At 66.9% G+C, this 23632-nt stretch carries 25 protein-coding genes; 11 read left to right on the forward strand and 14 right to left on the reverse strand.

From position 1 onward, the window contains the following. The first annotated feature begins 37 nt into the window (after positions 1-37). Positions 38-280: a hypothetical protein gene (locus LRQ07_RS10330; protein ID WP_081997077.1), complete on the forward strand. Its 243-nt coding sequence runs from the start codon at positions 38-40 to the stop codon at positions 278-280. Positions 281-282: 2 nt separating this feature from the next. Here LRQ07_RS10330 and LRQ07_RS10335 read toward each other — a convergent pair whose 3' ends face one another. The 11 genes from LRQ07_RS10335 to rpsA all read right to left on the reverse strand — a co-directional run bounded on the left by LRQ07_RS10335 (position 283) and on the right by rpsA (position 12865). Next, positions 283-633, reverse strand: a complete 351-nt coding sequence (locus LRQ07_RS10335; protein WP_256534520.1) for a TfoX/Sxy family protein — start codon at positions 631-633, stop codon at positions 283-285. Positions 634-648: 15 nt separating this feature from the next. Next, positions 649-2721: an excinuclease ABC subunit UvrB gene (uvrB, locus tag LRQ07_RS10340; RefSeq protein ID WP_153244353.1), complete on the reverse strand. Its 2073-nt coding sequence runs from the start codon at positions 2719-2721 to the stop codon at positions 649-651. A 78-nt stretch (positions 2722-2799) separates the two neighbouring features. After that, positions 2800-4017, reverse strand: coding sequence for an MFS transporter (locus LRQ07_RS10345; protein WP_256534521.1), 1218 nt, complete (start codon positions 4015-4017; stop codon positions 2800-2802). Next, a complete protein-coding gene (coaE, locus tag LRQ07_RS10350; protein ID WP_256534522.1) occupies positions 4014-4613 on the reverse strand; it encodes a dephospho-CoA kinase in 600 nt (199 codons plus the stop codon). The genes LRQ07_RS10345 and coaE overlap by 4 nt, the downstream gene beginning before the upstream one ends. A gap of 31 nt (positions 4614-4644) precedes the next feature. Next, positions 4645-5229, reverse strand: a complete 585-nt coding sequence (locus LRQ07_RS10355) for a CoA-binding protein (RefSeq protein ID WP_256534523.1) — start codon at positions 5227-5229, stop codon at positions 4645-4647. After that, entirely contained in the window at positions 5226-6530 is a 1305-nt protein-coding gene (locus LRQ07_RS10360) for an O-acetylhomoserine aminocarboxypropyltransferase/cysteine synthase family protein (protein ID WP_232761656.1), read from the reverse strand. Before LRQ07_RS10360 ends, LRQ07_RS10355 begins: the two co-directional genes overlap by 4 nt. Next, entirely contained in the window at positions 6527-8536 is a 2010-nt protein-coding gene (gene acs, locus LRQ07_RS10365) for an acetate--CoA ligase (RefSeq protein WP_256534524.1), read from the reverse strand. Before acs ends, LRQ07_RS10360 begins: the two co-directional genes overlap by 4 nt. After that, positions 8527-9378, reverse strand: coding sequence for an ABC transporter permease (locus LRQ07_RS10370; RefSeq protein WP_372491392.1), 852 nt, complete (start codon positions 9376-9378; stop codon positions 8527-8529). Before LRQ07_RS10370 ends, acs begins: the two co-directional genes overlap by 10 nt. Positions 9379-9380: 2 nt before the next feature. Continuing rightward, the gene (locus tag LRQ07_RS10375) at positions 9381-10421 is read right to left on the reverse strand and encodes an aliphatic sulfonate ABC transporter substrate-binding protein (protein ID WP_248540629.1); all 1041 of its coding nucleotides are present in this window, start codon (positions 10419-10421) and stop codon (positions 9381-9383) included. Beyond that, positions 10418-11266 (reverse strand): ABC transporter ATP-binding protein, encoded by an 849-nt coding sequence (locus tag LRQ07_RS10380; protein WP_256534525.1) that lies wholly within the window; start codon positions 11264-11266, stop codon positions 10418-10420. The genes LRQ07_RS10375 and LRQ07_RS10380 overlap by 4 nt, the downstream gene beginning before the upstream one ends. Positions 11267-11410: 144 nt before the next feature. Further along, complete coding sequence (rpsA, locus tag LRQ07_RS10385) at positions 11411-12865, reverse strand: 30S ribosomal protein S1 (protein WP_047524042.1); 1455 nt, start codon at positions 12863-12865, stop codon at positions 11411-11413. A gap of 236 nt (positions 12866-13101) precedes the next feature. Here rpsA and LRQ07_RS10390 point away from each other — a divergent pair, with 236 nt between their 5' ends. After that, positions 13102-13650, forward strand: a complete 549-nt coding sequence (locus LRQ07_RS10390; RefSeq protein WP_256534526.1) for a hypothetical protein — start codon at positions 13102-13104, stop codon at positions 13648-13650. A 5-nt stretch (positions 13651-13655) separates the two neighbouring features. Here LRQ07_RS10390 and LRQ07_RS10395 read toward each other — a convergent pair whose 3' ends face one another. Continuing rightward, a complete protein-coding gene (locus LRQ07_RS10395) occupies positions 13656-13811 on the reverse strand; it encodes a hypothetical protein (RefSeq protein WP_256534527.1) in 156 nt (51 codons plus the stop codon). Positions 13812-13889: 78 nt separating this feature from the next. Here LRQ07_RS10395 and LRQ07_RS10400 point away from each other — a divergent pair, with 78 nt between their 5' ends. Both LRQ07_RS10400 and LRQ07_RS10405 read left to right on the forward strand, forming a co-directional pair. After that, entirely contained in the window at positions 13890-14390 is a 501-nt protein-coding gene (locus LRQ07_RS10400; protein WP_256534528.1) for a hypothetical protein, read from the forward strand. 59 nt (positions 14391-14449) lie between these two features. Then, a complete protein-coding gene (locus LRQ07_RS10405) occupies positions 14450-15388 on the forward strand; it encodes a 5'-3' exonuclease (protein WP_256534529.1) in 939 nt (312 codons plus the stop codon). 21 nt (positions 15389-15409) lie between these two features. Here the strand turns inward: LRQ07_RS10405 and LRQ07_RS10410 are convergent, their stop codons facing one another. Together LRQ07_RS10410 and trpD are read right to left on the reverse strand one after the other, a co-directional pair. Further along, positions 15410-16396, reverse strand: a complete 987-nt coding sequence (locus LRQ07_RS10410; RefSeq protein ID WP_205802293.1) for a PHP domain-containing protein — start codon at positions 16394-16396, stop codon at positions 15410-15412. A 2-nt stretch (positions 16397-16398) separates the two neighbouring features. Continuing rightward, positions 16399-17469 carry an anthranilate phosphoribosyltransferase gene (gene trpD, locus LRQ07_RS10415; protein WP_232761647.1) on the reverse strand — a complete coding sequence of 357 codons (1071 nt, stop codon included), beginning with the start codon at positions 17467-17469 and terminating at the stop codon, positions 16399-16401. A gap of 287 nt (positions 17470-17756) precedes the next feature. Between trpD and LRQ07_RS10420 the strand changes: the two genes are divergently transcribed. The 7 genes from LRQ07_RS10420 to LRQ07_RS10450 all read left to right on the forward strand — a co-directional run bounded on the left by LRQ07_RS10420 (position 17757) and on the right by LRQ07_RS10450 (position 23575). Next, positions 17757-18314, forward strand: a complete 558-nt coding sequence (locus tag LRQ07_RS10420; protein ID WP_226533298.1) for a heme-copper oxidase subunit III — start codon at positions 17757-17759, stop codon at positions 18312-18314. 20 nt (positions 18315-18334) lie between these two features. Further along, the gene (locus LRQ07_RS10425; protein WP_047524047.1) at positions 18335-19135 is read left to right on the forward strand and encodes a c-type cytochrome; all 801 of its coding nucleotides are present in this window, start codon (positions 18335-18337) and stop codon (positions 19133-19135) included. Positions 19136-19171: 36 nt separating this feature from the next. After that, positions 19172-20248, forward strand: a complete 1077-nt coding sequence (locus tag LRQ07_RS10430) for a ubiquinol-cytochrome c reductase iron-sulfur subunit (protein WP_134351499.1) — start codon at positions 19172-19174, stop codon at positions 20246-20248. Next, positions 20245-22059, forward strand: coding sequence for a cytochrome b (locus LRQ07_RS10435; protein ID WP_256534530.1), 1815 nt, complete (start codon positions 20245-20247; stop codon positions 22057-22059). Before LRQ07_RS10430 ends, LRQ07_RS10435 begins: the two co-directional genes overlap by 4 nt. Positions 22060-22140: 81 nt before the next feature. Then, entirely contained in the window at positions 22141-22548 is a 408-nt protein-coding gene (locus tag LRQ07_RS10440) for a RidA family protein (RefSeq protein WP_256534531.1), read from the forward strand. A gap of 2 nt (positions 22549-22550) precedes the next feature. Beyond that, complete coding sequence (locus LRQ07_RS10445) at positions 22551-23066, forward strand: GNAT family N-acetyltransferase (RefSeq protein ID WP_256534532.1); 516 nt, start codon at positions 22551-22553, stop codon at positions 23064-23066. 89 nt (positions 23067-23155) lie between these two features. After that, complete coding sequence (locus LRQ07_RS10450) at positions 23156-23575, forward strand: rhodanese-like domain-containing protein (RefSeq protein WP_248540638.1); 420 nt, start codon at positions 23156-23158, stop codon at positions 23573-23575. Positions 23576-23632 lie beyond the last annotated feature (57 nt).

Genomic DNA, 23632 nt, shown 5'->3' on the forward strand with positions numbered 1-23632 from the left:
CTATACATCCGCGCTAATCATTAGTACACTAACCAACATGGCAAAGGATTCCGACCGCCCACCTCTCCGTACGCGCATCCGCGAGGCAGGGGGCGTCTACTCCTGGGTAAACACGAACCTGATCCGGTTCGCGGGCCCCGCCTCGGTCGGTCCATACGAGAAGACTCCTCCGCCGAGCCCTGCGGAACGAGCCGAACGGGCATGTCCGCTCTGCGGGGCACCCATGACGCTGCACACGATCGACCGTTCCGGGCCGAAACCGCTCGTGCACTGCCCCTGATGTCAGTCCGTCTCCGGCGCCGCCACGGCTGACCCTGTCGACTCCCGCGCGACGTCGAGCCAGAACATCAGCTCGTCGTCGTCTTCGATCACACCGGGCACGACGTCGAGCCAGCCTGAGCTCATCGTGCGTGATCCCATCACCGCGCGCGCGACTCCCGGTCGGGTGAGCAGCGTCGCCCCGCTCTCGTCATCGACCCGCACCAGGAGGACGCCGCCCGGTCGCGCTCCCAAGAGAATGTGGCCGTCGTCGAGGAAGGCCCGCGTGCCGAACATGCGCCGCTCCTCGATCTCGACGTCGGCGCTCAACAGTGCTCTGATCCGGTCGGCGAGTTCGTCTCCTGCTGCATCCATCGATCCCCGCCTCGCTTACGCGTGTCCCGCGCGCTCCATCGCGCGAAGCTCCTTCTTGAGGTCCTGCACCTCGTCGCGCAGTCGCCCCGCGAGCTCGAACTTCAGCTCGGATGCGGCCGCGAGCATCTGATCCGAGAGATCCTGGATCGTGGCCTCGAGCTGCTGGGCCCCTTCGGCGGCGATGCCGGTCCGGCGAAGGCTCGGCGTCGGCGACTTGCCCTTGCCCGACGCGCGACCACGACCCGACAGCATCTCTGCAGTGTCAGCACCTTCGCGTGCCAGCACCTCGGTGATGTCCGCGATGCGCTTGCGAAGCGGCTGTGGGTCGATCCCGTTCTCCTTGTTGTACGCGATCTGCTTCTCGCGACGACGGTCGGTCTCCTCGATGGCCTTCGCCATCGAGTCGGTCATCTTGTCGGCGTACATGTGCACCTCGCCCGAAACGTTACGAGCGGCACGCCCGATCGTCTGGATCAATGAGGTTCCCGAACGGAGGAAGCCTTCCTTGTCGGCGTCGAGGATCGCCACGAGCGAGACCTCGGGAAGGTCGAGACCCTCTCGGAGCAGGTTGATGCCCACGAGCACGTCGTAGACCCCGGACCGCAGCTCGCTGAGCAGTTCCACACGACGCAACGTGTCGACGTCGGAGTGCAGGTAGCGCACCCGCACACCGTGCTCGCCGAGGAAGTCGGTGAGCTCCTCGGCCATCTTCTTCGTCAGAGTGGTCACGAGCACGCGTTCGTCGCGCTCGACACGGAGGCGGATCTCTTCGAGCAGGTCGTCGATCTGCCCCTTCGAGGGCTTGACCACGATGTGGGGATCCACCAGCCCGGTCGGACGGATGATCTGCTCGACGACGCCGTCCGCGATTCCCATCTCGTACTTGCCGGGGGTGGCCGACAGATACACGGTCTGACCGATCCTGTTCTTGAACTCGTCCCAGCGCAGCGGACGGTTGTCCATCGCGCTCGGGAGTCGGAACCCGTGGTCGACGAGGGTGCGCTTGCGGGAGGCATCTCCCTCGTACATCGCCCCGATCTGCGGCACCGTCACATGCGACTCATCGATCACCATGAGGAAGTCGTCGGGGAAGAAGTCGAGCAGCGTGTGCGGCGGCTCCCCCGGCTCGCGACCGTCCATGTGCCTCGAGTAGTTCTCGATCCCCGAGCAGAACCCCAGCTGCTGAAGCATCTCGAGGTCGAAGGTGGTCCGCATGCGCAGGCGCTGCGCCTCGAGGAGCTTGCCCTGCCGTTCGAACTCCGCCAGACGCTCTTCCAGCTCGGCCTCGATGGTGCCGATCGAACGCTGAATCACATCGGTCCCGGCCACATAGTGCGAAGCGGGGAAGATCGGCACGGAGTCGAGCTTCTCGATGACTTCACCCGTGAGCGGGTGAAGTGAGTACAGCGCTTCGATCTCGTCTCCGAACAGCTCGATCCGGATGGCGTGCTCTTCGTAGACGGGGATGATCTCGATCGTGTCGCCGCGGACACGGAAGTTGCCGCGGGAGAAGTCGACGTCGTTGCGGTTGTACTGCATGGCGATGAACTGCCGGATGAGTGCATCACGGTCGTAGCGCTCTCCCACCTGCAGCGCCACCATCGCCCGGAGATACTCTTCGGGCGCACCGAGACCGTAGATGCACGAGACCGTGGAGACCACGATGACGTCGCGTCGGCTGAGCAGCGAGTTCGTCGTCGAGTGCCGGAGCCGCTCGACTTCGGAGTTGATCGACGAGTCCTTCTCGATGAAAGTGTCCGTCTGCGGCACATAGGCCTCGGGCTGGTAGTAGTCGTAGTAGGACACGAAGTACTCGACCGCGTTGTTCGGCATCAGCTCACGGAACTCGTTCGCGAGCTGCGCGGCCAGGGTCTTGTTGTGCGCCAGCACGAGCGTCGGACGCTGCACCTGCTCGACGAGCCACGCGGTGGTCGCCGACTTTCCGGTACCCGTCGCTCCGAGCAGCACGACGTCGGTCTCCCCCGCATTGATACGTGCCGCGAGCTCGGCGATCGCTTGCGGCTGGTCTCCGGCCGGCGCGTACTCGCTGATGACCTCGAAGGGGCGGACGCTGCGCGTGGGTTGCATGACTCCAGCGTATGCCGCCCCTCCGACATCGAGGCCGTGAGCGGCGGACTCGACCTCGAACGGAGAGAGACGCGGGGATCAGGAAGACCGGTGAACGCCCGGAGCGCCACGAAGTGCCGAGATGGCAGCGAGAGCCGCGACCGCGCACATCACGATGACGGCCGCCACGAACCATCCCCAGCTCGCGCCCACGAACACGAGGCCGAGCGTCCATCCGAACAGGCTGGATCCGGCGTAGTAGGCGAAGTAGTACAGGGACGACGCCTGGGCCCTGCTGCCGGGGGTGGCCGCGACCGGTGTCCACCCCGAGGCGATGGCATGGGCTCCGAAGAAGCCGCCCGTGAAGAGCACGAGCCCCAACAACACCAACACCGCGACCTGCGCCAGCAGCAGCACGGCCCCCACAGCCATGACGCCGATCGAGGCGAGCAGCACGGGGAAGCGTCCGATCCGCGAAGCGAGCACGCCGGCCCAAGGCGAGGACACCGTGCCCGCGAGGTAGGCGAGGAAGAGCATCGTCACCAGCCACGCCGGCAGGTCGAACGGCTCTGCCGCGAGGTGGAAGCCGAGGTAGTTGTAGACCGCGACGAACGCTCCCATCAACAGGAACCCCTGCGCGTACAGCGCCCACTGGCGCGGTGAACGCAACGGATCACGGAGCTTCTCGAGGATGCCCGGGCCCCGGTCCGTACGCAGTCGACCGGGGACGAATCCTCGGGCGCGGGGAGTGAGCCAGAGGAAGAGCACCGCGGCCACCGCGCACATCACGGCGACGGCCAGGACCCCGGCCCGCCATCCGGCCACTTCGCCGACGATCCCCGCGCCGATCCGGCCGAGCAATCCCCCCACTGTGGTGCCCGCGATGTAGCTGCCGGCCGCGGCAGCAGCATAGCCCGCCTCGACCTCCTCACTGAGATATGCGAGAGCGACTGCCGGGACCGCCCCCAACGCCACTCCCTCCACGAACCGCAGGGCGAGCAGAGCGAAGATCTCGTTGCTCAGCGGCGCCGAGAGACCGACGGCGGTCGCGGTGAGCACACCTGTGGCCATAGCAGGTACGCGACCGATACGGTCCGCCACCATCGACCATGGGACCACGGCCAGCGCCAGGCCGAGGGTGGCAGCCGACACGCTGAGGGCCGCCGTCGCCGGGCTGACCGAGAGGTCGGATGAGATCTGCGGCAGCACGCCCTGCGCGGAATAGAGCTGCGCGAAGGTCGCGATGCCCGCGAAGAACAGGCCGACGATGAGACGCCGATACTCACGTGAACCACGCGCGTGACCAGAGAAGGTCACTGCGCGCTGATCCGCTCCCAGAGAGCGTCCGTCTGCTCATGAGTCCGCTCGAGGGTATCCGACGTGTCGATCACGACGTCAGCGATGGCGAGTCGCCGATCATCGGACACCTGGGCATCGATGCGGTCCTGCGCCGCACGTTCGTCCAAGCCTCGCAGTTCGACGAGTCGACGGCGTCGGACGGCCGAAGGCGCGTGGGCGACCACGATGAGATCCCACGGATCGTCCACTCGGGCCTCGACCAGGAGAGGCACGTCGTACACGACGACGGCGTGCGGATCACCGGCGAAGGCATCGTCGAATCGACGCTGAGACTCCTCGCGGACGGCGGGATGCACGATCGCGTTCAGCTGAGAGAGGAGCTCGGGCTCTCCGAAGACCCTCGAACCGAGGGCAGTGCGATCGAGCGCGCCGTCCTCGCCGATGACCTCGGGGCCGAAGGTCTCCGCGATGCGATCGAGCACCGCTGAGCCCGGAGCCTGCACGTCGCGCACGATCTGATCGGCGTCGACGACGATCGCGCCGTGCTCCGCCAGACGCCGGGCGATGGTCGACTTCCCGGAGGCGATACCACCGGTGAGCGCGATGAGAGGCATGACGCCAGTCTAGGGTTCGCCCGAATGCGGTTCAGCGTGCGAGCAGCTGCCGCCGTGAGCTGATCACGCCCGTGTCGAAACCTGCGAGGTGGAGCCCGCCGTGGAAGCGTGCGTGCTCGATCTTGATGCACCGATCCATCACGACCGACAGTCCCGCCCCCTCCGCGATCGCTGCCGCCTCCTCGTTCCAGGAACCCAGTTGCAACCAGAGCGTCCGCGCGCCGATGTCGATCGCCTCCTGCGCGACGCCGGGGAGGTCATCGTGCCGGCGGAACACATCGATGATGTCGGGGACGACGGGCAGATCGCTCAGCGATGCGTGGACGGGCTGCCCGAGGATCTCCTTCTCGCGCGGGTTGACGAGATACACGTCGTACGCCGTGCTGGAGAGCAGATACGTCGCCACGAAAAAGGAGGCGCGCGCAGGGTTGTTCGATGCCCCGACGATCGCGATCGACGTCGCGCGCCGGAGCAGCGAGAAGCGCGCCTGCTGATTCGGTCCCCGCCAGCTCCGCTCCGGATGTGCGGCCGCGGTGCCGGGGAGTGCGCAGGAAACGGCCTCCGTCGTCGACGGCAGGCTGCACGCCTCGCCGCCGGTGGTCTGCGTCGCGGTCATCTGTTCGCTCCCGTCGCGATCGTGAGTGCCTGGTCGAGGTCCCAGATGATGTCCTCGGGGTCTTCCAGGCCCACCGAGATCCGGATCAGGTCGGGGCGCACGCCGGCGCCGGCGAGCTGCTCCTCGGTGAGCTGGCGGTGCGTGGTCGACGCGGGATGGATGACCAGCGTGCGGGCATCCCCGATGTTCGCAAGATGAGAGGCGAGCTGCAGATTCTCGATCACGCTCTCCCCCGCGCTCCGGCCGTCGTCCGCTGCGACGCCGAACGCGAAGACGGAACCCGGTCCGAGAGGCAGGTACTTCGCCGCACGCTCGTGGTGCGGGTGTCCCTCGAGTCCTGCCCAGGTGACGTACGCGACCCGGGGATCGGTGGCGAGCCAGTTCGCGACGACCCGTGCGTTCGCGAGGTGCGCATCGATCCGCTGCGGCAGCGTCTCGATCCCCTGCAGCAGATTGAACGCCGCCTGCGGGCTGAGCGCCGGGCCGATGTCGCGGAGCTGTTCGGAGCGGAGCTTGGTGAGGAAGCCGTACTCGCCGAAGTTGTCCCACCACTTGATGCCGCCGTACGACTCGACGGGCTCGGTCATCTGCGGGAACTTGCCGTTTCCCCAGTCGAACGTGCCCTTCTCGATCACGACACCGCCGAGAGTCGTACCGTGACCGCCGAGGAACTTCGTGACGGAGTGGATCACGATGTCTGCGCCGTGTTCCAGCGGGCGTGCGAGGTACGGCGTGGCGAGCGTCGCATCCACGACGAGCGGCACCCCCGCCTCGTGCGCGACGGCGGAGAGCCCCTCGATATCGGCGATCTCGCCCGACGGATTGCCGATCATCTCGACGTAGACGACCTTGGTCTCCGGACGGATCGCCGCAGCGAAGTCAGCGGGGTCGGTCGAGGCGACGAACGTGGTCTCGACGCCGAACCGCCGCAGGGTCACGTCCAGTTGCGTCACCGTCCCGCCGTAGAGCTGGGCTGCAGCGACGACGTGGTCGCCGGCACCGACGAGCGCAGCGAAGGTGATGAACTCCGCGCTCATGCCGGACGCGGTCGCCACCGCTCCGATGCCGCCTTCGAGCGAGGCCAGACGCTCCTCGAGTGCCGCGACGGTCGGGTTGCCGATGCGGGAGTAGATGTTGCCGTACTTCTGCAGGGCGAAGAGATTGCCCGCATCCGCGGCGTCATCGAAGACGAAGGACGTCGTCTGATAGATCGGCACCGCCCTCGCGCCGGTCGACGCGTCGGGGGTTCCCCCGGCATGCAGGGCTCGGGTGCGGAATCCGAAACGGTGTTCTTCCGTCATGCTGTCCTCAGTTCGGCGTCGGTGAGCGCGTCGGCGATGTCGTCGACGGCCCAAGGGTTCTGCAGCGAAGTGGTGTCGCCGAGCGGAAGCGGCTCGCGCCCCGCGCGGCGGTCCTGCTCGGCCTCCCACAACTGTGCCAGGAGTCGGCGCATGATCTTGCCCGAACGCGTCTTCGGCAGATCGGGGACGACGACGATGTGCTTCGGCTTGGCGACGGGGCCGATCGCCTGAGCGACCTGGGTGCGCAGATCGGACGGGCTCACGTCTGCACGCCCGGACGGGGTCACGAAGACCGCCACGGCCTGCCCCGTGACCGGGTCGGAGACTCCGGCAGCCCCGGCCTCTCCGACCGTGTCGTGAGCGACGAGCGCCGATTCGATCTCGATCGTGGAAAGCCGATGACCGGAGACGTTCACGACGTCATCGAGACGACCGAGGATCCAGATGTACCCGTCGGCATCCCGCGTCGCGCCATCGCCGGCGACGTAGAAACCGCCGAACTCACCGAGTCCGGCGAACGTGGACCAGTACGCGTCCCGATAGCGCTGCGGATCTCCCCACACGGTGCGGGCCATCCCCGGCCAGGGACGTCGGACGACGAGTGTCCCGGAACGGCCGGGCGGTACCTCGCGTCCGTCCGCATCGACCACCGCGACATCGATCCCCGGAAGCGGCACCGACGCCGACCCCGGTTTGAGGCTCGTGATCCCCGGGAGCGGAGCGATCATCGCGGCACCGGTCTCGGACTGCCACCACGTGTCGATCACCGGCAGTTCGTCGCGACCGAAGTTGCGACGGAACCAGACCCACGCTTCGGGGTTGGTCGCCTCGCCGACCGTGCCGAGGAGTCGAAGAGTCGACAGGTCGTGACCGGCGGGAAGCTCGGCGCCGAACCACGTCATGAAAGTACGGATCAGCGTCGGCGCCGTGTAGTAGACCGTCACCCCGTAACGCTCGATGATCTCGAGATGGCGTTCGCGATGCGGGGTGTCCGGCGTCCCCTCGTAGATCACCTGTGTGAGTCCGTTGGAGAGCGGGCCGTAGATCTCGTAGGTGTGCGCGGTAACCCACGCGAGATCGGCGGTGCACCAGTGCACATCATCGGGTTTGGCATCGAAATGCGCCCAATGCGCCCAACTCGCCTGGGCGAGGTATCCGCCCGAGGTGTGCACGAGCCCCTTGGGCTTTCCGGTGGTGCCGGAGGTGTAGATGATGAAGAGCGGATGCTCGGCGTCGAACGAGTCCGCCTCATGCACCGGGGAGGCCGAGTCGACGACGTCGTGCCACCACACGTCACGACCGGAGGTCCACGGCACGTCCTGGCCCGTGCGGCGGAGCACGAGAACGTGCTCGAGCCCGGGAAGACCGGCGGCGGCGACATCGGCCGTGGACTTGACCTCCGTGGCGACGCCGCGTCGGTACTGACCGTCGCTCGTGACGAGGAGCTTCGCCCCGGTGTCCGAGAGCCGGAACCGCACCGCCTCCGCAGAGAACCCGCCGAAGACGAGAGAGTGCACGGCACCCACCCGAGCGCACGCGAGCGTGATGACGATCGTCTCCACGAGCACGGGGAGGTAGATCACCACGCGGTCACCCGGTCGGATGCCGAGTGCGAGCAAGGCGTTTGCCGCGCGGGCGACACGCTCCTGCAGCTCGGCGTAGGTGACGGCGCGGCGATCGCCGGGTTCGCCTTCGAAGTGCAGTGCGACCTTGTCGCCCCGTCCGGCGTCGACATGCCGATCGACACAGTTGACGGCGACATTGAGACGCCCGCCGACGAACCAGCGCGCGGCAGGGACGGCGTCCCCGACCGGCGGATCCCACTCGTGCGCCGTCTCCCACGGGACAGACCAGTCGAGCCGACGCGCTGCCTCTTCCCAGAACGCGATCGGATCCGCCGCGCCCCGTGCATATGCTTCCTCGGTGACGTTCGCGTCGCCGAACCCGGACGCCGCCGCGTACACCCGCGACTCCTGCAGTCGCGCCTCGGTCACGCTCACACCCATCGGCGGAGCAGGTACTTCTCCAGCAGCGCGAGGATGCCACTGGTCAGCGTTCCGAGCAGTGCGAGCAGCACGATGGAGAGGAGGATGCGGTCGATGCGCCCCGTGCTCTGCGAGTCGGTCAGCAAGAAGCCGAGGCCCATGGATGAGGCGATCAGCTCCGCAGCGACGAGGAACAGCCACGCCTGCGCGAGCGCGAGACGAAGGCCGGACACGACCGAGGGGACGACGGCGGGAAGCTGCACCGTGCGGAACAGAGACCATCCGCGCAGGCTGAACGAGCGTCCGGCTTCGACCAGATGCGGGTCGACGTGCCGGAGAGCCGAGGCCACCGTCGTGTAGACCGGGAAGAACGCGCCGATCGCGATCAGTGTGACTTTCGACTCCTCGCCGATCTGCATCCACAGGATGAGAAGCGGCACCCAGGCGAGCGACGGCACCGCCCGGGCCGCAGCGAGTGTCGGGCTGAGGAGCACATCGCCCCAGCGGGACAGCCCCACGATGCCCGCCGCGGCGAGCCCGATCACCGATCCGATCGCGAACCCGAGGAGGACGCGCTGCACCGAGATCGCGATGTGCGTCCAGAGCTGCCCGCTCTCGGCCAGCTCGACACCCGCCTGATAGACCGAGGCGGGCGTCGGCAGACGATAGGACTCGACGAGACCGGACGTCGTCGCGAGTTGCCACACGAGGAGGATGACCGCCGGCAGCAGAAGCCCGCCGAGTACCCGCACCGCGGGACGATCCCACGTGCGGCGACTCGCGCTTTCCGAGCTCGCGAGCTTCCCCGTGGCGAAGTCGAGGGCGTCCTGCGAGTCCGCAGGGACGATCAGCCGATCCGGAATCGTCACTCGCCGCCGACCGCCTTCTTCGCGAATGTGTCGTTCACGATGGATGCCAGTGCCTTGTCGACGGACTCCTTGCCGCCCTGGACGTCGCCGGATTCGACGAGCACGGGAGCGATCTTCTCGAGCACCGCGATCTGGTCGTCGCCCGGGATCCCGCTGACGTCGAGGTTCGAGCGCTCCTGGATCACCGTCGTCGCGACCTCGGAATCGATACCTGCGACCTCGGCGAGCAGCGCCGCGGTCTCCTCGGGGTGCTCGAGCGCCCACTCGCGCGCCTCCTCGTAGGCGTCCACGACGGCCTGCGCGAGGTCGGGGTGGTTGGTGAGGAAGTCCTCGGTGGCGTTGAGGAAGCCGTAGGTGTTGAAGTCCACGTTCCGGTAGATCAGCTTGTCCCCCGACTCGACCTCGGCCGCGGCCATGATCGGGTCGAGTCCGGCCCATGCGTCCACCGAGCCGCCGTCGAGCGCGGCCCTGCCGTCGGCGTGCTGCAGGTTCTGCACTTCGACGTCGGAGAGAGACAGCCCGCCCTCTTCGAGCGCCTGCAGCAGGAAGAAGTACGGGTCCGTGCCCTTCGTGGCCGCGATCGAGGCGCCCTTGAGGTCTTCAAGCGAAGCAATGTCGCTGTCCGGGCCGACGACGATGGCCGACCATTCCGGCTGCGAGTAGATGTCGATGACCTGGATCGGAGAACCGTTGGCACGCGCGAGCAACGCAGCCGATCCGGCTGTCGAGCCGACATCCACCGACCCCGAACGAAGCAACTCGTTGGCCTTGTTCGAGCCGGCCGACTGCACCCACTCGACGTCGACGTCGTCCCCGAGGATGTCTTCGAGAAGCCCCTGGTCGCGGACGACGAGGCTGAGCGGGTTGTATGTCGCGAAGTCGACGGACAGCGTGTCGGACGACCACTCCGTGGACCCCGAGGTGCTCCCGGTGTCGGATGCGGTGGCGTTCTCGCCGGCGACGCAGCCGGTCGCGACGAGCATCATCGTCCCGGCGACCGCGATCGCAGGGATGATTCGGCGGGTGGTGATGCTCATCTGGACTCCTCGGTGATGCGGTGGTGGGTGTCGACGCCGAGGCCTTCGAGAAGCTCGGCGCGCAGGTCGGCGAGTCCGCGATCGGCGCGGTCGCGAGGACGGGTGCCCGGCACGAGGATCGTGCGCGAGATGGACGGCTCGTCGACGTCTGCACCGCTCAGCGTTCGCAGCAACAGCACTCGGTCGGCGAGATAGAGGGCCTCTTCGACGTCGTGCGTGACGAGGAGGACGGTGGTGGGCTCGGCCGCATGGATCTTGAGGAGCAGATCGTGCATGCGCAGGCGCGTCAGAGCGTCGAGCGCGCCGAAGGGCTCGTCGAGCAGCAGCACACCAGGGTTCCGGGCGAGAGCGCGGGCGAGCGAGGCACGCTGGGCCATTCCGCCGGAGACTTCGCGCGGACGCTGATCGGCGGCCTGTTCGAGGCCCACCAGGTGCAGCAGCTCCCGCACGCGCTCACGTCCGGCACGACGGGCCGTTCCCCGGGGCAGGCCGAGTTCGACGTTCTGGGCGATCGTGCGCCACGGCAGCAACCGGGGCTCCTGGAAGGCGATGGCGGTGCGCTCGTCGACATCGGTGACGCCGACGGCATCGAGGCGGATGTTGCCACGGGTCGGGGTGTCCAGCCCGCCGACGAGGCGCAGGAGCGTCGACTTGCCGCAGCCGGACGGACCGACCACCGCGAGGATCTCGCCGGCGCTGATGTCGAGGTCGATCCCCCGGAGCACGTCGCGTCGCCCGTGCGGCAGCGGGAAGGAGCGTTCCACGCCGTCGAGCCGCACGCTCTGCGCCGACCCGGCCGCGGTCGATGCGTCGGCGAGGCGCGGCGAGGGCAACAGCGTGGTCATACCCTCATGCTGGCCGACGGGCTCCGATGTTACGAATGGGGCCGTAATGTTCCGTCACGCAAGACGTGGAGGGAACAGCGGGTACGCGAAACGGGCCGCCGCACCCGCCCGAAGGCGAGGCGACGACCCGTTTCAGAGACGTGCTTAAGCGTTGCCGCCCGAGAGCTTCTCGCGCAGAGCCGCGAGAGCCTCGTCGTCCGCCAGGGTGCCGGCGCCGGCAACCTCGGTGGCGAAGGCCTGGCCACCGAAGTCTTCTCCGGCTGCGGCCTCGGCCTCGGCCGCCTTGACGACCTGAGCCTTGTGCGCTTCCCAGCGAGCCTGGGCTGCAGCGTACTCCTGCTCCCATGCCTCGCGCTGGGCGTCGAAGCCTTCCTTCCACGCACCGGTCTCGGCGTCGAAGCCCTCCGGGTACTTGTACTCGCCGTTCTCGTCGTACTCGGCGAGCATGCCGTACAGAGCCGGGTCGAACTCGGTGCCGTTGGGGTCGACCGACTCGTTGGCCTGCTTCAGCGACAGCGAGATGCGACGACGCTCGAGGTCGATGTCGATGACCTTGACGAAGACCTCTTCGCCGACGGAGACGACCTGCTCAGCCAGCTCGACGTGCTTGCTGGAGAGCTCGGAGATGTGGACGAGGCCCTCGATGCCGTCTGCGACGCGAACGAACGCACCGAACGGAACGAGCTTCGTGACCTTACCCGGCGTGACCTGACCGATCGCGTGGGTGCGGGCGAAGACCTGCCACGGGTCCTCCTGCGTCGCCTTCAACGACAGGGAGACGCGCTCGCGGTCGAGGTCGACCTCGAGGATCTCGACGGTGACCTCCTGGCCGACCTCGACGACCTCGGAGGCGTGCTCGATGTGCTTCCAGGACAGCTCGGAGACGTGCACGAGGCCGTCCACGCCACCCAGGTCGACGAACGCACCGAAGTTGACGATCGACGAGACGACACCCTTGCGGACCTGACCCTTGTGCAGGTTGTTCAGGAACGTGGTGCGCGACTCCGACTGCGTCTGCTCGAGCAGCGCGCGGCGGCTCAGGACGACGTTGTTGCGGTTCTTGTCGAGCTCGAGGATCTTCGCCTCGATCTCCTGGCCGAGGTACGGCGTGAGGTCGCGGACGCGACGCAGCTCGATGAGCGAAGCCGGGAGGAAGCCACGGAGGCCGATGTCGACGATGAGTCCACCCTTGACGACCTCGATGACCGTACCGGTGACGACGCCGTCGTTCTCCTTGATCTTCTCGACGTCTCCCCATGCACGCTCGTACTGAGCACGCTTCTTGGAGAGGATCAGGCGGCCTTCCTTGTCCTCCTTCTGGAGGACGAGTGCCTCGACCAGATCGCCGACAGCGACGACCTCGTTGGGGTCGACGTCGTGCTTGATCGAGAGCTCGCGCGAGGGGATGACACCCTCGGTCTTGTAGCCGACATCGAGGAGGACCTCATCGCGGTCGATCTTGACGATCGTGCCTTCGATGATGTCGCCGTCGTTGAAGAACTTCAGGGTCTTCTCGACCGCGGCCAGGAAGTCCTCAGCAGATCCGATGTCGTTGATGGCGACCTGCTTGGTGGCCGGGGCGGTCGTTGCGGTAGTCATGTAGTGGGTTGTCCTTGTTGAATGGAGACTCGGGCTGAGAGTCAACGACCGCGCACGGCCGACAGCATGCTTCTCAGCAGTTGGATTTTGGTTTTCTCGTCACGAGGGCATGCGCATGCACGCCACGAGTGACGGTTAAGGCTATCAGAAGTTCGCGCACCGCAGGAGTCGGATCCGAAGGCCCTCCCTGTGGATAACTCGAACCGGCCGAGGCCCATTACTCCTACGGTGGCGGGGTGACACCGGCTACTCCCCTGACCCCCGCCCTTCCGACGCGACTCGCGATCCTCGTGGCCGCCGTCGCGCTGCTCACGGGGTGCGCCCCCGACCCCGTGCCGACCCCGACCCCGACCGCCGCCTTCGCGTCCGAGGAAGAAGCGTTCGCCGCCGCCGAGGCCACCTACCGCGCGTACAACGACGCGTTGAATTCTGTTGACCTTAGTGATCCAGCTACGTTCGACGCGGCATTCGCCCTCTCCAGCGGCAACTTCAATGCGTCTGACCGGCGCACGCTCTCGAAACTCCACGCTGACGGTGACTCAATGGTGGGGTCCGTGACCGTGAGTAAGTTCGTCGGCGTAAACAGCGCGCCGCCGTTCCGAGAAGTTGTGGCGTACGCCTGTGTAGATGTGAGCGCATCGGATGTCCTGAATAGCTCCGGAGCCTCGGTAGTCGATCCAGCACGTCCCGACATGAACTCGCTTCGGGTGACGTTTATCTTGTCTGGCGATCAGCTGCTCATCGACCACGCCGCACGGGATGAGAACGCCGAATGTCCCGCCTAGTCCCGTCAATCTTGCTGGTCGCTCTCCTCATGCAGGCCGGAGGATCCCCGGACGGCGTCGGCGGCGTCGATGTCGTCGTTGGCAGCGATCAAGGAAGCGTCGTGGTGTCCGGCACCCAGACTCAACCGTCCAGAGAGCCGGAGCATGGTTCTCGTACTCATCCAGACACCCCCGACGCACCGCGGCCGTGTGTTCCCGATCCAGTCCGGACCACGAGTTGTGGGATCTCGGCGGAGCGCGTGACGAACGACGACGGCGCGCCGCTCACGATCACCGATGTCGCGCAGTTCGCGCCCGCGCCCGTGACGACAGTGGGCGAGCCCGGCAACGTGGGCGTCGCAGGGCTGCCGATGAACTTCGTGGCTTCGGCATCGGCGCAGACTCGCAGCGGCACTCTCCTGGGCCGACCGGTCAGCGTGCGGTTCTCCCCCGCTCGTTTCGTCTTCTCCTATGGGGATGGGAGCACGGCGACCGCAGCAGGCGGTGGCCAGACGTGGACTGCACTCGGGCAGGCGCCGTTCACTCCGACGCCGACGAGCCATACCTATCGCACACGCGGAACCTTCCTCACCCACGTCACGGCGTACTACACGGCAGAGGTCGATATCGGTGGAGGCTGGTTCCCGGTGGTCGGCGGACTCGCCATCGAGGGTTCCGCGCAGCGGATCCGTATCTACGAGGCCGACACCGCTCTCGTCGCTCGCACCTGTGCCGAACAACCCCGCGCCACGGGATGTTGAGCGCCAGGACAGTCCGCTCTCCGCACCCTGCGTCGGACCGCCGTGCCAGACTGTCGTTCGTGACCGATCGACTGATGCTGCTCGACACCGCCAGCCTCTATTTCCGCGCGTTCTACGGCGTCCCCGACAAGGTGACGGCACCCGACGGCTCCCCGATCAATGCTGCTCGCGGTCTCCTCGACATCATCGCCAAGCTCGTCACCCTTTACGAGCCCACGCACGTGATCGCCTGCTGGGACGACGACTGGCGACCGCAGTGGCGCGTCGACCTCATCCCCACCTACAAGACCCACCGTGTCGTGGAGGTGGTCGCCAGCGGCCCCGATGTCGAAGAGGTACCCGACCCCCTCGAAGCGCAGATCCCCCTCATCCGTGAGACTCTGGCGGCCATCGGCATTCCCATCATCGGTGTCGCCGAGCACGAGGCCGACGATGTGATCGGCACCCTCGCCACGAAGGCCACGATGCCCGTCGACATCGTCACCGGCGACCGTGACCTGTTCCAGCTCGTGGACGATGCACGCGACGTCCGCGTCATCTACACCGCCCGCGGAATGAGCAACCTCGAGGTCGTGACCGACGCCACCGTCGTCGCGAAGTACGGGGTACTCCCTTCGCAGTACGCCGACTTCGCGACCATGCGCGGCGATGCTTCGGACGGCCTGCCCGGAGTCGCCGGCGTGGGTGAGAAGACCGCGGCCACCCTGTTGCAGACGCACGCAGACCTGGAGGGCATCCGTGCCGCGGCGAAAGCGGGCGAAGGGATGAGCGCCGGAGTACGGGCGAAGCTGCTCGCCGCGTCCGACTATCTCGACGTCGCCCCGACGGTGGTCGCGGTCGCGACGTCGCTGCCGATCACGGTCCCCGACGTCCCCCTGCGCGCGCTCGACCCCGCGGAGGCGGATGCCGCAACGGCTCTCGCCGAGAAATGGAACCTCGGCGGCTCGATGACGCGTGCCCTCACTGCCGTGTCGAACGCCGCCCTCGCCGCAGACTGACGGCCGGGGTTCGACGGCGAATCACTCCGCCCAGGCGAGCAGCCGCTCGAGACCCCAGGTCGTGACGATCCGCGCTGACGGGACGCCGGCGCGCTCTGCACGTTCTGCTCCGTGGTCGAGCAGCGAGAGCTGGCCGGGCGCGTGCGCATCCGAATCGATCGAGAACAGGCATCCCTCAGCGAGAGCGATCGCGATCAGATCGTCCGGCGGATCCTGCCGCTCCGGTCGCGAGTTGATCTCGACCGCCACGCCGTTCTCCGCGCAGGCGGCGAAAACGGCCTGGGCATCGAACGTCGACGGAGGGCGCGTTCCTCGGTCGCCCTGCACGAGGCGTCCGGTGCAGTGCCCGAGCACGTTGACCCGAGGGTGCGCGACCGCGGCGATCATGCGTGCGGTCATCGCCCGCGCATCCATGCGCAGTTTGGAATGAACCGACGCCACGACGATGTCCAGCTCGGCGAGCAGACCGTCCTCCTGATCGAGGCCCCCGTCTTCCAGGATGTCGACCTCGATGCCCGCGAGCAGGGTGAAGCCGTCACCGGATTCCGCGCGGACCAGCGGCATCTGCTCCCGAAGGCGCTCGGCCGACAGTCCCCGAGCGACCCGGAGGCGCGGCGAATGATCGGTGATCGCCTGGTACTCATGTCCGAGCGCCCTGGCAGCGGCAGCCATCACCGAGATCGGTGTGGTCCCGTCCGACCAGTCCGTGTGAGCGTGCAGGTCGCCGCGGAGCTTCCCGCGGAGCTCCGACATGCGCTCGGGCTCGACATCACCGCGCAACTCGACGAGGTAGTCGGGGACCTGCCCGGCCTGCGCCTGACGAATCACCGCGAAGGTGGACTCGCCGATACCTTTGGCTGCACGCAGCCGCGTGGGATCGCGCTGAACGTCGTCGGGCAGATCCCGCAGCGTCGCAGCTGCCTGTCGGAAGGCCTTCGCGCGGTACCGCGACGCACGCTCACGCTCCAGCAGGGAGGCGATCTCGAGCAGCGCGTCGACGGGATCCACGGTCACTCCTTCGGTGACGAGAGCTCGCGACTCACACCGATCCACTGGTCGAGCTTCGCGAGCGCGCGCCCATCGTCGATCGCTGCCGACGCCTTCTCGTAGCCCTCGCGCAGTCGCTCCAGAATCGGGCGCTGCACCTGACCTGCATCCTGAGACAGCTCGAAGGCCACGATGCCGGCAGCGGCATTCAACAGCACGATGTCGCGCACCGCGCCGGGCTCCCCCGCCAGCGTGCGCCGGAGCACCTCCGCGTTGTGCTGGGGCGAGCCACCGATCAGATCGGCGAGATCGGCGATCGGGATGCCGAGGTCGCGCGGGTCGAGGTCATGCTCGTGGATGTCGCCGCGCGTGACCTCCCAGATCCGGCTGTGCCCGGTCGTGGTGAGTTCGTCGAGGCCGTCGTCCCCACGGAAGACGAGCGCTGTGGCGCCGCGGGTCCGGAAGACACCGGTGATGAGAGGAACGCGCTCGATCTGCGCGACACCTACGGCATTGGCTTCGGCACGTGCGGGATTGCAGAGCGGCCCGAGCATGTTGAAGACGGTGGGGACACCCAGCTCGGCGCGCACGGCGCCCGCGTGCTTGAAACCGGGGTGGAATGCGCCCGCCCACGCGAACGTGATGCCGGTGCGGTCGAGGATGGTCGCGACGGCCGCCGGATCGAGGGAGAGCTCGAGTCCCAGCGCCCCGAGGACGTCGGACGAACCCGAAGCCGAGCTTGCGGCCCGATTCCCGTGCTTGACCACTGGAACGCCAGTCGCACCGATGACGATCGCCGCCGTGGTCGACACGTTCACCGTGCCGACGCGGTCGCCGCCCGTTCCCACGATGTCGAGCACATCCGGCGACACCGGCAGCGGAACGGCCGCCTCGAGGATCGCATCACGGAAACCGACGATCTCGTCGATCGTCTCGCCCTTCGCCCGCAACGCGATGAGGAAACCTGCGAGCTGGGCTTCGCTGACGTCTCCCCGCATGATCTGGCGCATGGCCCATGTGGACTCCCAGACGCTGAGATCGCGACGCTCCAGCAGAGAAGTGAGCACGTCGGACCAGGTCAGCGAATCAGCCATGTGTGCGATCCTATCGGCGCGGAGAAAACATGCAGATCCTTCCCGTCGGAGCTCCGATCCGCGGCCGACCGCTGTTTCCCGCGGATTCACCAGGTATTCGCAGGGTTTTCTTAGGGTCCCCTAAGTCGCGGACGGGTGAATCGAAGGGCGCTGGTGCAAGAATCACGCCCGAGATCGGCCATAATGGAGGGGTGACGACCTCAGCGACGTATGCCCCGGCGGCGAGAACGATTAAGCGGCCCAACCCGGTAGCTGTCGGCACCATTGTGTGGCTCGGCAGTGAGGTGATGTTCTTCGCGGGACTCTTCGCGATCTACTTCACCCTCCGCAGCACCTCACCGGAGCTGTGGGCTGACCGGACCGAGCTGCTGAACGTCCCGTTCGCCGCAGTGAACACTGCGATCCTGGTCCTGTCCTCGTTCACGTGCCAGATGGGCGTGTTCGCGGCAGAAGACCTGCAGCCCTACAAGATCGGCAAGGGGCAGAAGAACGGCGCCGGCCGCCGTCGTCTGTTCGGCTGGGGAATGGTCGAGTGGTTCTTCCTCACCTTCGCCCTCGGCGCGATCTTCGTGTCCGGCCAGGTCTGGGAGTACGCGCAGCTGGTCGCTGAAGGCATGCCGATCGGTGCCGACTCCTACGCCTCGGCGTTCTACCTGACGACCGGCTTCCACGCCCTGCACGTCACCGGTGGGCTCGTCGCGTTCCTGCTCGTCATCGGCCGCGCCTACGCCGTCAAGAACTTCCGGCACAAGGAGGCGACCTCCTCGATCGTGGTGTCCTACTACTGGCACTTCGTCGACGTCGTCTGGATCGTGCTGTTCCTCGTTATCTACTTCCTGAAATAAGAGCGGAGCTGATCCCCGAGATGGCACGAGAGAAGAAGCGCCGTTCCAGCGGTCGTCGCAGCCCTTTGGCGGCGGCCGCGCTCATCGGAGCAGGCCTCATGATCACCGGCGCGGTCTATGCCGGTGCAACCGCCGCATTCGCAGCGTCCGACACGCAGGCTGCCACGACCCAGCTGACCGTCGAAGACGGCGAGAAGCTGTTCACGGCGAACTGCGCCACCTGCCACGGTCTCGACCTGCAGGGAACCGCCAACGGCCCCAGCCTCTACGGCGTGGGCGAGCTGGCGACCGAATTCCAGCTGTCGACCGGTCGCATGCCTCTGCAGATGCAGGGACCGCAGGCGCCGCAGAAGGAGCCGCAGTTCACCGAAGAGCAGATCCTCGCGATCTCCTCGTTCGTGCAGTCCACGGCCCCCGGCCCGACCTTCCCGGACGAGCGCATCCTCGACGGGGAAGGCGACGTCTCGCACGGAGCCGAGTTGTTCCGCGTGAACTGCGCCATGTGCCACAACGTGGCCGCAGCCGGTGGTGCACTCACCGAGGGCAAGTACGCCCCCGCCCTGACCGAGACCAGTGCCCTGCACATCTACGCGGCCATGGTCACCGGCCCGCAGAACATGCCGGTCTTCGGTGACATGAACCTGTCGGACGAGGACAAGCGCGACATCATCTCGGCTCTGCTCTTCCAGCAGCAGTCCGTGCAGGTCGGCGGCTTCTCGCTCGGCTCTCTCGGGCCGGTCTCCGAGGGACTGTTCGTGTGGATCTTCGGTATCGGCGCGCTCGTCGCCGCCACCGTGTGGATCACGGCGAAGTCCAACTGACGCTTATTCATCGAAGAGGAACGTACGAGGAGCACCATGGCACACGACGACGACTCGCAGGCTCTTGACAGGGCCTACCAGCCCTCTCCGGGGCTGGGTGTCGCAGTCAGCGATCCCGTGCAGAACCCCGGGCTTCCGCCGCATCGCGAGCGGATGACCGATAAGGACCCGCGCGCTGAGAAGGCCGCTGTCCGCACTGTCTACACGCTGTTCTACCTTTCGCTCGCGGGAAGCATCTGGGCGGTCGCCGCTTACATGCTGTTCCCGATCGAGAGCGGCGCGCTCATCGACATCCGGCAGAACAACCTCTTCATCGGTCTCGGGATCGCTCTCGCGCTCCTGGCCCTCGGAATCGGTGCGATCCACTGGTCCAAGGCGCTCATGTCCGACAAGGAGTTCATCGAGCACCGTCACCCCACGCGCGGCAAGGACTCGACGCGCGAGGCTGCGATCAAGGCCTTCTCCGACGCGAACGAGGAGTCGGGCTTCGGGCGCCGCTCCATGATCCGCAACTCGCTGTTCGCCGCGATCGTCGCCTCGATCATCCCCGGAGTCACGCTGTTCCGTGGCCTCGCACCGCACTCCACGCCTGACGACCCCATCGCCGGTGACCCGGTCGCACTCCTCAAGCACACGATGTGGGAAGAGGGCAGCCGCCTCGTCCGCGACCCCGACGGCACCCCGATCCGCGCTGCGGACGTGACCCTCGGATCCGCGTTCCACGTGATCCCCGAAGAGCTCGCCACGCTCAGTCACCACGACGGCTACCTCGAGGAGAAGGCGAAGGCCATCGTCCTCATGATGCGCCTGCGTCCCGAGCAGCTGATCGAAGCTGAGGACCGCAAGGACTGGTCCTACGACGGCATCGTCGCCTACTCCAAGGTCTGCACGCACGTCGGCTGCCCCGTGGCCCTCTACGAGCAGCAGACCCATCACCTCCTGTGCCCGTGCCACCAGTCGCAGTTCGACGTCACGGACCACGCCAAGGTCATCTTCGGCCCTGCGGCACGTCCGCTGCCGCAGCTGCCCATCACCGTCGATGACGAGGGCTACCTGGTCGCACGCAGCGACTTCAAGGAACCCGTCGGCCCGAGCTTCTGGGAGCGCCATTGAGCACCGCAACGCTGTCCAAAGACGACAACGACACCAAGGCACCCCTCGGCGGTCGCTTCGTCGGTGCCGCGTCGAACTACATCGATGAGCGCACCAGCATCTCCGGTTTCGTCAAGGAACTCGGACGGAAGATCTTCCCCGACCACTGGTCGTTCATGCTCGGCGAGATCGCGCTGTGGAGCTTCGTCGTCGTGTTCCTCTCCGGAACCTTCCTGACGTTCTTCTTCGACGCGTCGATGGTCGAGACCCACTACACCGGCGCCTACGCCCCGATGCGTGGGATCGAGATGTCGGCGGCTCTCGAATCGTCGCTGCATATCTCCTTCGATCTGCGAGGCGGCCTCCTGGTCCGTCAGATCCACCACTGGGCCGCTCTGGTGTTCATCGCCGGAATCGGCGTGCACATGCTCCGCGTGTTCTTCACCGGCGCATTCCGCAAGCCGCGCGAGCTCAACTGGGTCATCGGTTTCGTCCTGTTCATCCTCGCGATGGCAGAGGGCTTCACCGGCTACTCGCTCCCCGACGACCTGCTCTCGGGTAACGGCCTCCGCATCATCGACGGCATGATCAAGGGTCTCCCCCTGATCGGCACGTGGACCTCGTTCCTCCTCTTCGGTGGCGAGTTCCCGGGAACCGACATCGTCGGACGTCTGTACACCCTCCACATCCTGTTGCTCCCGATGCTGGTCATCGCGCTGATCGTCGTGCACCTGATGCTGATGATCGTCAACAAGCACACGCAGTTCGCCGGCCCCGGCCGCACGAACGACAACGTCGTGGGCTACCCGATGATGCCGGTGTACATGTCGAAGATGGGCGGCTACCTGTTCATCGTGTTCGGCACCATCGTGCTGATCGCGACGTTCTTCCAGATCAACCCGATCTGGAACTACGGCCCCTACGACCCGTCGCCCGTCTCCGCCGGCACCCAGCCCGACTGGTACATCGGGTTCGCCGACGGTGCGCTGCGCCTGGCTCCGTCGAACTGGGACATCGTGTTCCTCAACCACACGTGGTCGTTCGGGATCATCGCCCCGGTCCTCGTACTCGGTCTGTTCATCGTGATCGTCGCGATCTATCCCTTCCTCGAAGCATGGGTCACCGGAGACAAGCGCGAGCACCACATCGCTCAGCGTCCCCGCAACGCGGCGACGCGTACGGCGATCGGTGCCGCCGGCGTCATCTTCTACGCGGTCCTGTGGGCAGCGGCTTCGTCCGACCTCATCGCGACGCACTTCATGCTCACGATGGAAGGCGTGATCCACACGCTGCAGGCGCTCCTGTTCCTCGGCCCGATCCTCGGATACTTCGTCACAAAGCGCATCTGCATCGCGCTGCAGAAGAAGGATCGTGAGATCGTCCTGCACGGATACGAGTCCGGACGCATCGTCCGCCTCCCCGGTGGTGAGTTCATCGAGGTGCACCAGCCCGTCGACAAGTACGACCGCTGGAAGCTCATCGACGTCGACAGCTACGAGCCCCTCGTGGTTCGCCCGAACGCCAAGGGCCGCATCCCGTGGACGGAGAACCTCCGTTCCTCGATCTCCCGCTGGTTCTTCGAGGACCGCCTCGCTCCGCTCACGCAGGCCGAGGTCGAGGCAGCCGACGCCCATCAGCATCACGTCACGGCTCACAACGAAGAGACCGAGGCCGCAGAGATCCAGGGCGCCCACGAGCGCGCCGGCTTCCCTGACGCCCCGCTCACCGTCGATGAGACGCACGTCGATGAGACGCCGAACACCCCCAGCACGGTGATCGCCACGGAGCCGGTGAAGAAGCCTCGGAAGAAGAAGTCGGAGGACGGCGAGTAGTCGCCACTCCCCCCATCGAAGAAGGCCCCGCTCACACGAACGGGGCCTTCTTCGTCACCTGCCCGATGAAAGGATCGAACCATGTCATCCGTCGTCCGCCTGATCCGTGCCGACAACCTCGCGGAAACCCCCTACGCCTACGCTGCCACCGCGCCGGCCGGATCCCGCCTCATCTTCCTCGCCGGCGCGTGCCCGCTCAACGATGACGGCTCGACCGCTGCGCCCGGAGACTACGCGGCCCAGGCGGCACGCTGCGTCGAGACGCTCAAGGGCGCACTGGAGGTCGCGGGCGCCGACCTGACCGACGTGATCAGCACGCGCGTGCTCGTGGCGTCCACGTCGCAAGCAGACCTCGTCACGGCGTGGGACGTGGTCCATGCCGCGTTCGGCGCGCACGATGTGCCCAGCACCCTGCTGGGCGTGACGGTCCTCGGCTATGACGACCAACTCGTGGAGATCGAGGCGATCGCCGCCGTCGCGGACGCGTGATCATGGAGGTCTTGATCCGCGAGGCACGTCCCGCCGATGAGGCAGCCACGGAGCGCATCGAGATCGCCGCGGATACCCTGCTGGTCGAGAGATTCGGTGCCGTCGATTGGCCGCCGCCCACGCCCCCGCACGAGCGTGCCACGGCGCCAGGGTTCGTGCTCGTGGCCGAGCACGGCGGCGATGAGTCCTCGTCACCGGGCCTCATCGGCTTCGCGCATGTTCTGGAAATCGAGGGAGGCACTCACCTCGAGCAGCTCTCGGTGCTTCCGGAGTTCGGGCGACGCGGTATCGGACGCCGACTGCTGGCGGCTGCGATGGCGGAGGCCCGACGCCGAGGCAGCTCGAGGATGACGCTTCGTACATATGCGGATGTCCCCTGGAATGCGCCGTTCTACGCGTCCTGCGGTTTCGCCGTGACGACGCCGGACACTCCTCTGCTGCGCAGCCTGGTCCAGGTCGAGGAGGAGCTCGGTCTCCTGCGCCACGGGCCCCGCGTGCAGATGACGGTACGCCTCTGACCGCGGCGGCGGTATCGCTGACCGTTTTCGCACGCCGATCGGCAGGAACACGAAGGACGCCGCGGAGCTCGGCGAAATAGGCTGGGCACATGATCGACCGTGCCGACTACTACGCCGCCAAACTCGCTTACGAGACCGACGCCAGCGATGTCCATGCCGCCCGTCAGGCTCAGACCGACATCGTCGTGATCGATGTACGGTCTGAAGAGGCATGGGCACAGGGGCGCGTGGCCGGTGCGATCCATATGCACTACAGCGAGATCGCGGCGAGAGCACCGCGTGAGATCTCCCCCGACGCCGAGGTCGTGGTGTACTGCTGGAGCCCCGGCTGCAACGCCGGTGCCAAGGGCGCACTCGAATTCTCCCGACTGGGCTACAAAGTGCGTGAGATGATCGGCGGCTTCGAGTACTGGGTGCGCGAAGGCTATCCGGTCGAAGACGCCGACGGGACGCACCGACGTCCGGTCGACCCACTGACCGGGATCGCACGCATCCGAACCCGCGCCTGATCGCCTCGCGCTGAACATGAAGAAGGCCCCCGGACGGATCCGGGGGCCTTCTCGACG

The sequence above is a fragment of the Microbacterium sp. J1-1 genome (assembly GCF_024498615.1).
Classification (GTDB): Bacteria; Actinomycetota; Actinomycetes; order Actinomycetales; family Microbacteriaceae; genus Microbacterium; species Microbacterium aurugineum.

Excerpts from the sequence above, each read along its gene's own strand:
- rpsA (WP_047524042.1), bottom strand. The coding sequence starts at position 12,865 with ATGACTACCGCAACGACCGCCCCGGCCACCAAGCAGGTCGCCATCAAC.
- LRQ07_RS10335 (WP_256534520.1), bottom strand. The coding sequence starts at position 633 with ATGGATGCAGCAGGAGACGAACTCGCCGACCGGATCAGAGCACTGTTG.
- LRQ07_RS10420 (WP_226533298.1), top strand. The coding sequence starts at position 17,757 with ATGTTCTTCGCGGGACTCTTCGCGATCTACTTCACCCTCCGCAGCACC.
- LRQ07_RS10330 (WP_081997077.1), top strand. The coding sequence starts at position 38 with ATGGCAAAGGATTCCGACCGCCCACCTCTCCGTACGCGCATCCGCGAG.
- LRQ07_RS10430 (WP_134351499.1), top strand. The coding sequence starts at position 19,172 with ATGGCACACGACGACGACTCGCAGGCTCTTGACAGGGCCTACCAGCCC.
- LRQ07_RS10380 (WP_256534525.1), bottom strand. The coding sequence starts at position 11,266 with ATGACCACGCTGTTGCCCTCGCCGCGCCTCGCCGACGCATCGACCGCG.
- LRQ07_RS10375 (WP_248540629.1), bottom strand. The coding sequence starts at position 10,421 with ATGAGCATCACCACCCGCCGAATCATCCCTGCGATCGCGGTCGCCGGG.
- LRQ07_RS10425 (WP_047524047.1), top strand. The coding sequence starts at position 18,335 with ATGGCACGAGAGAAGAAGCGCCGTTCCAGCGGTCGTCGCAGCCCTTTG.
- coaE (WP_256534522.1), bottom strand. The coding sequence starts at position 4,613 with ATGCCTCTCATCGCGCTCACCGGTGGTATCGCCTCCGGGAAGTCGACC.
- LRQ07_RS10440 (WP_256534531.1), top strand. The coding sequence starts at position 22,141 with ATGTCATCCGTCGTCCGCCTGATCCGTGCCGACAACCTCGCGGAAACC.
- LRQ07_RS10450 (WP_248540638.1), top strand. The coding sequence starts at position 23,156 with ATGATCGACCGTGCCGACTACTACGCCGCCAAACTCGCTTACGAGACC.
- acs (WP_256534524.1), bottom strand. The coding sequence starts at position 8,536 with ATGGGTGTGAGCGTGACCGAGGCGCGACTGCAGGAGTCGCGGGTGTAC.
- uvrB (WP_153244353.1), bottom strand. The coding sequence starts at position 2,721 with ATGCAACCCACGCGCAGCGTCCGCCCCTTCGAGGTCATCAGCGAGTAC.
- LRQ07_RS10445 (WP_256534532.1), top strand. The coding sequence starts at position 22,551 with ATGGAGGTCTTGATCCGCGAGGCACGTCCCGCCGATGAGGCAGCCACG.
- LRQ07_RS10355 (WP_256534523.1), bottom strand. The coding sequence starts at position 5,229 with ATGACCGCGACGCAGACCACCGGCGGCGAGGCGTGCAGCCTGCCGTCG.
- LRQ07_RS10360 (WP_232761656.1), bottom strand. The coding sequence starts at position 6,530 with ATGACGGAAGAACACCGTTTCGGATTCCGCACCCGAGCCCTGCATGCC.
- LRQ07_RS10395 (WP_256534527.1), bottom strand. The coding sequence starts at position 13,811 with ATGAGTACGAGAACCATGCTCCGGCTCTCTGGACGGTTGAGTCTGGGT.
- trpD (WP_232761647.1), bottom strand. The coding sequence starts at position 17,469 with ATGGCTGATTCGCTGACCTGGTCCGACGTGCTCACTTCTCTGCTGGAG.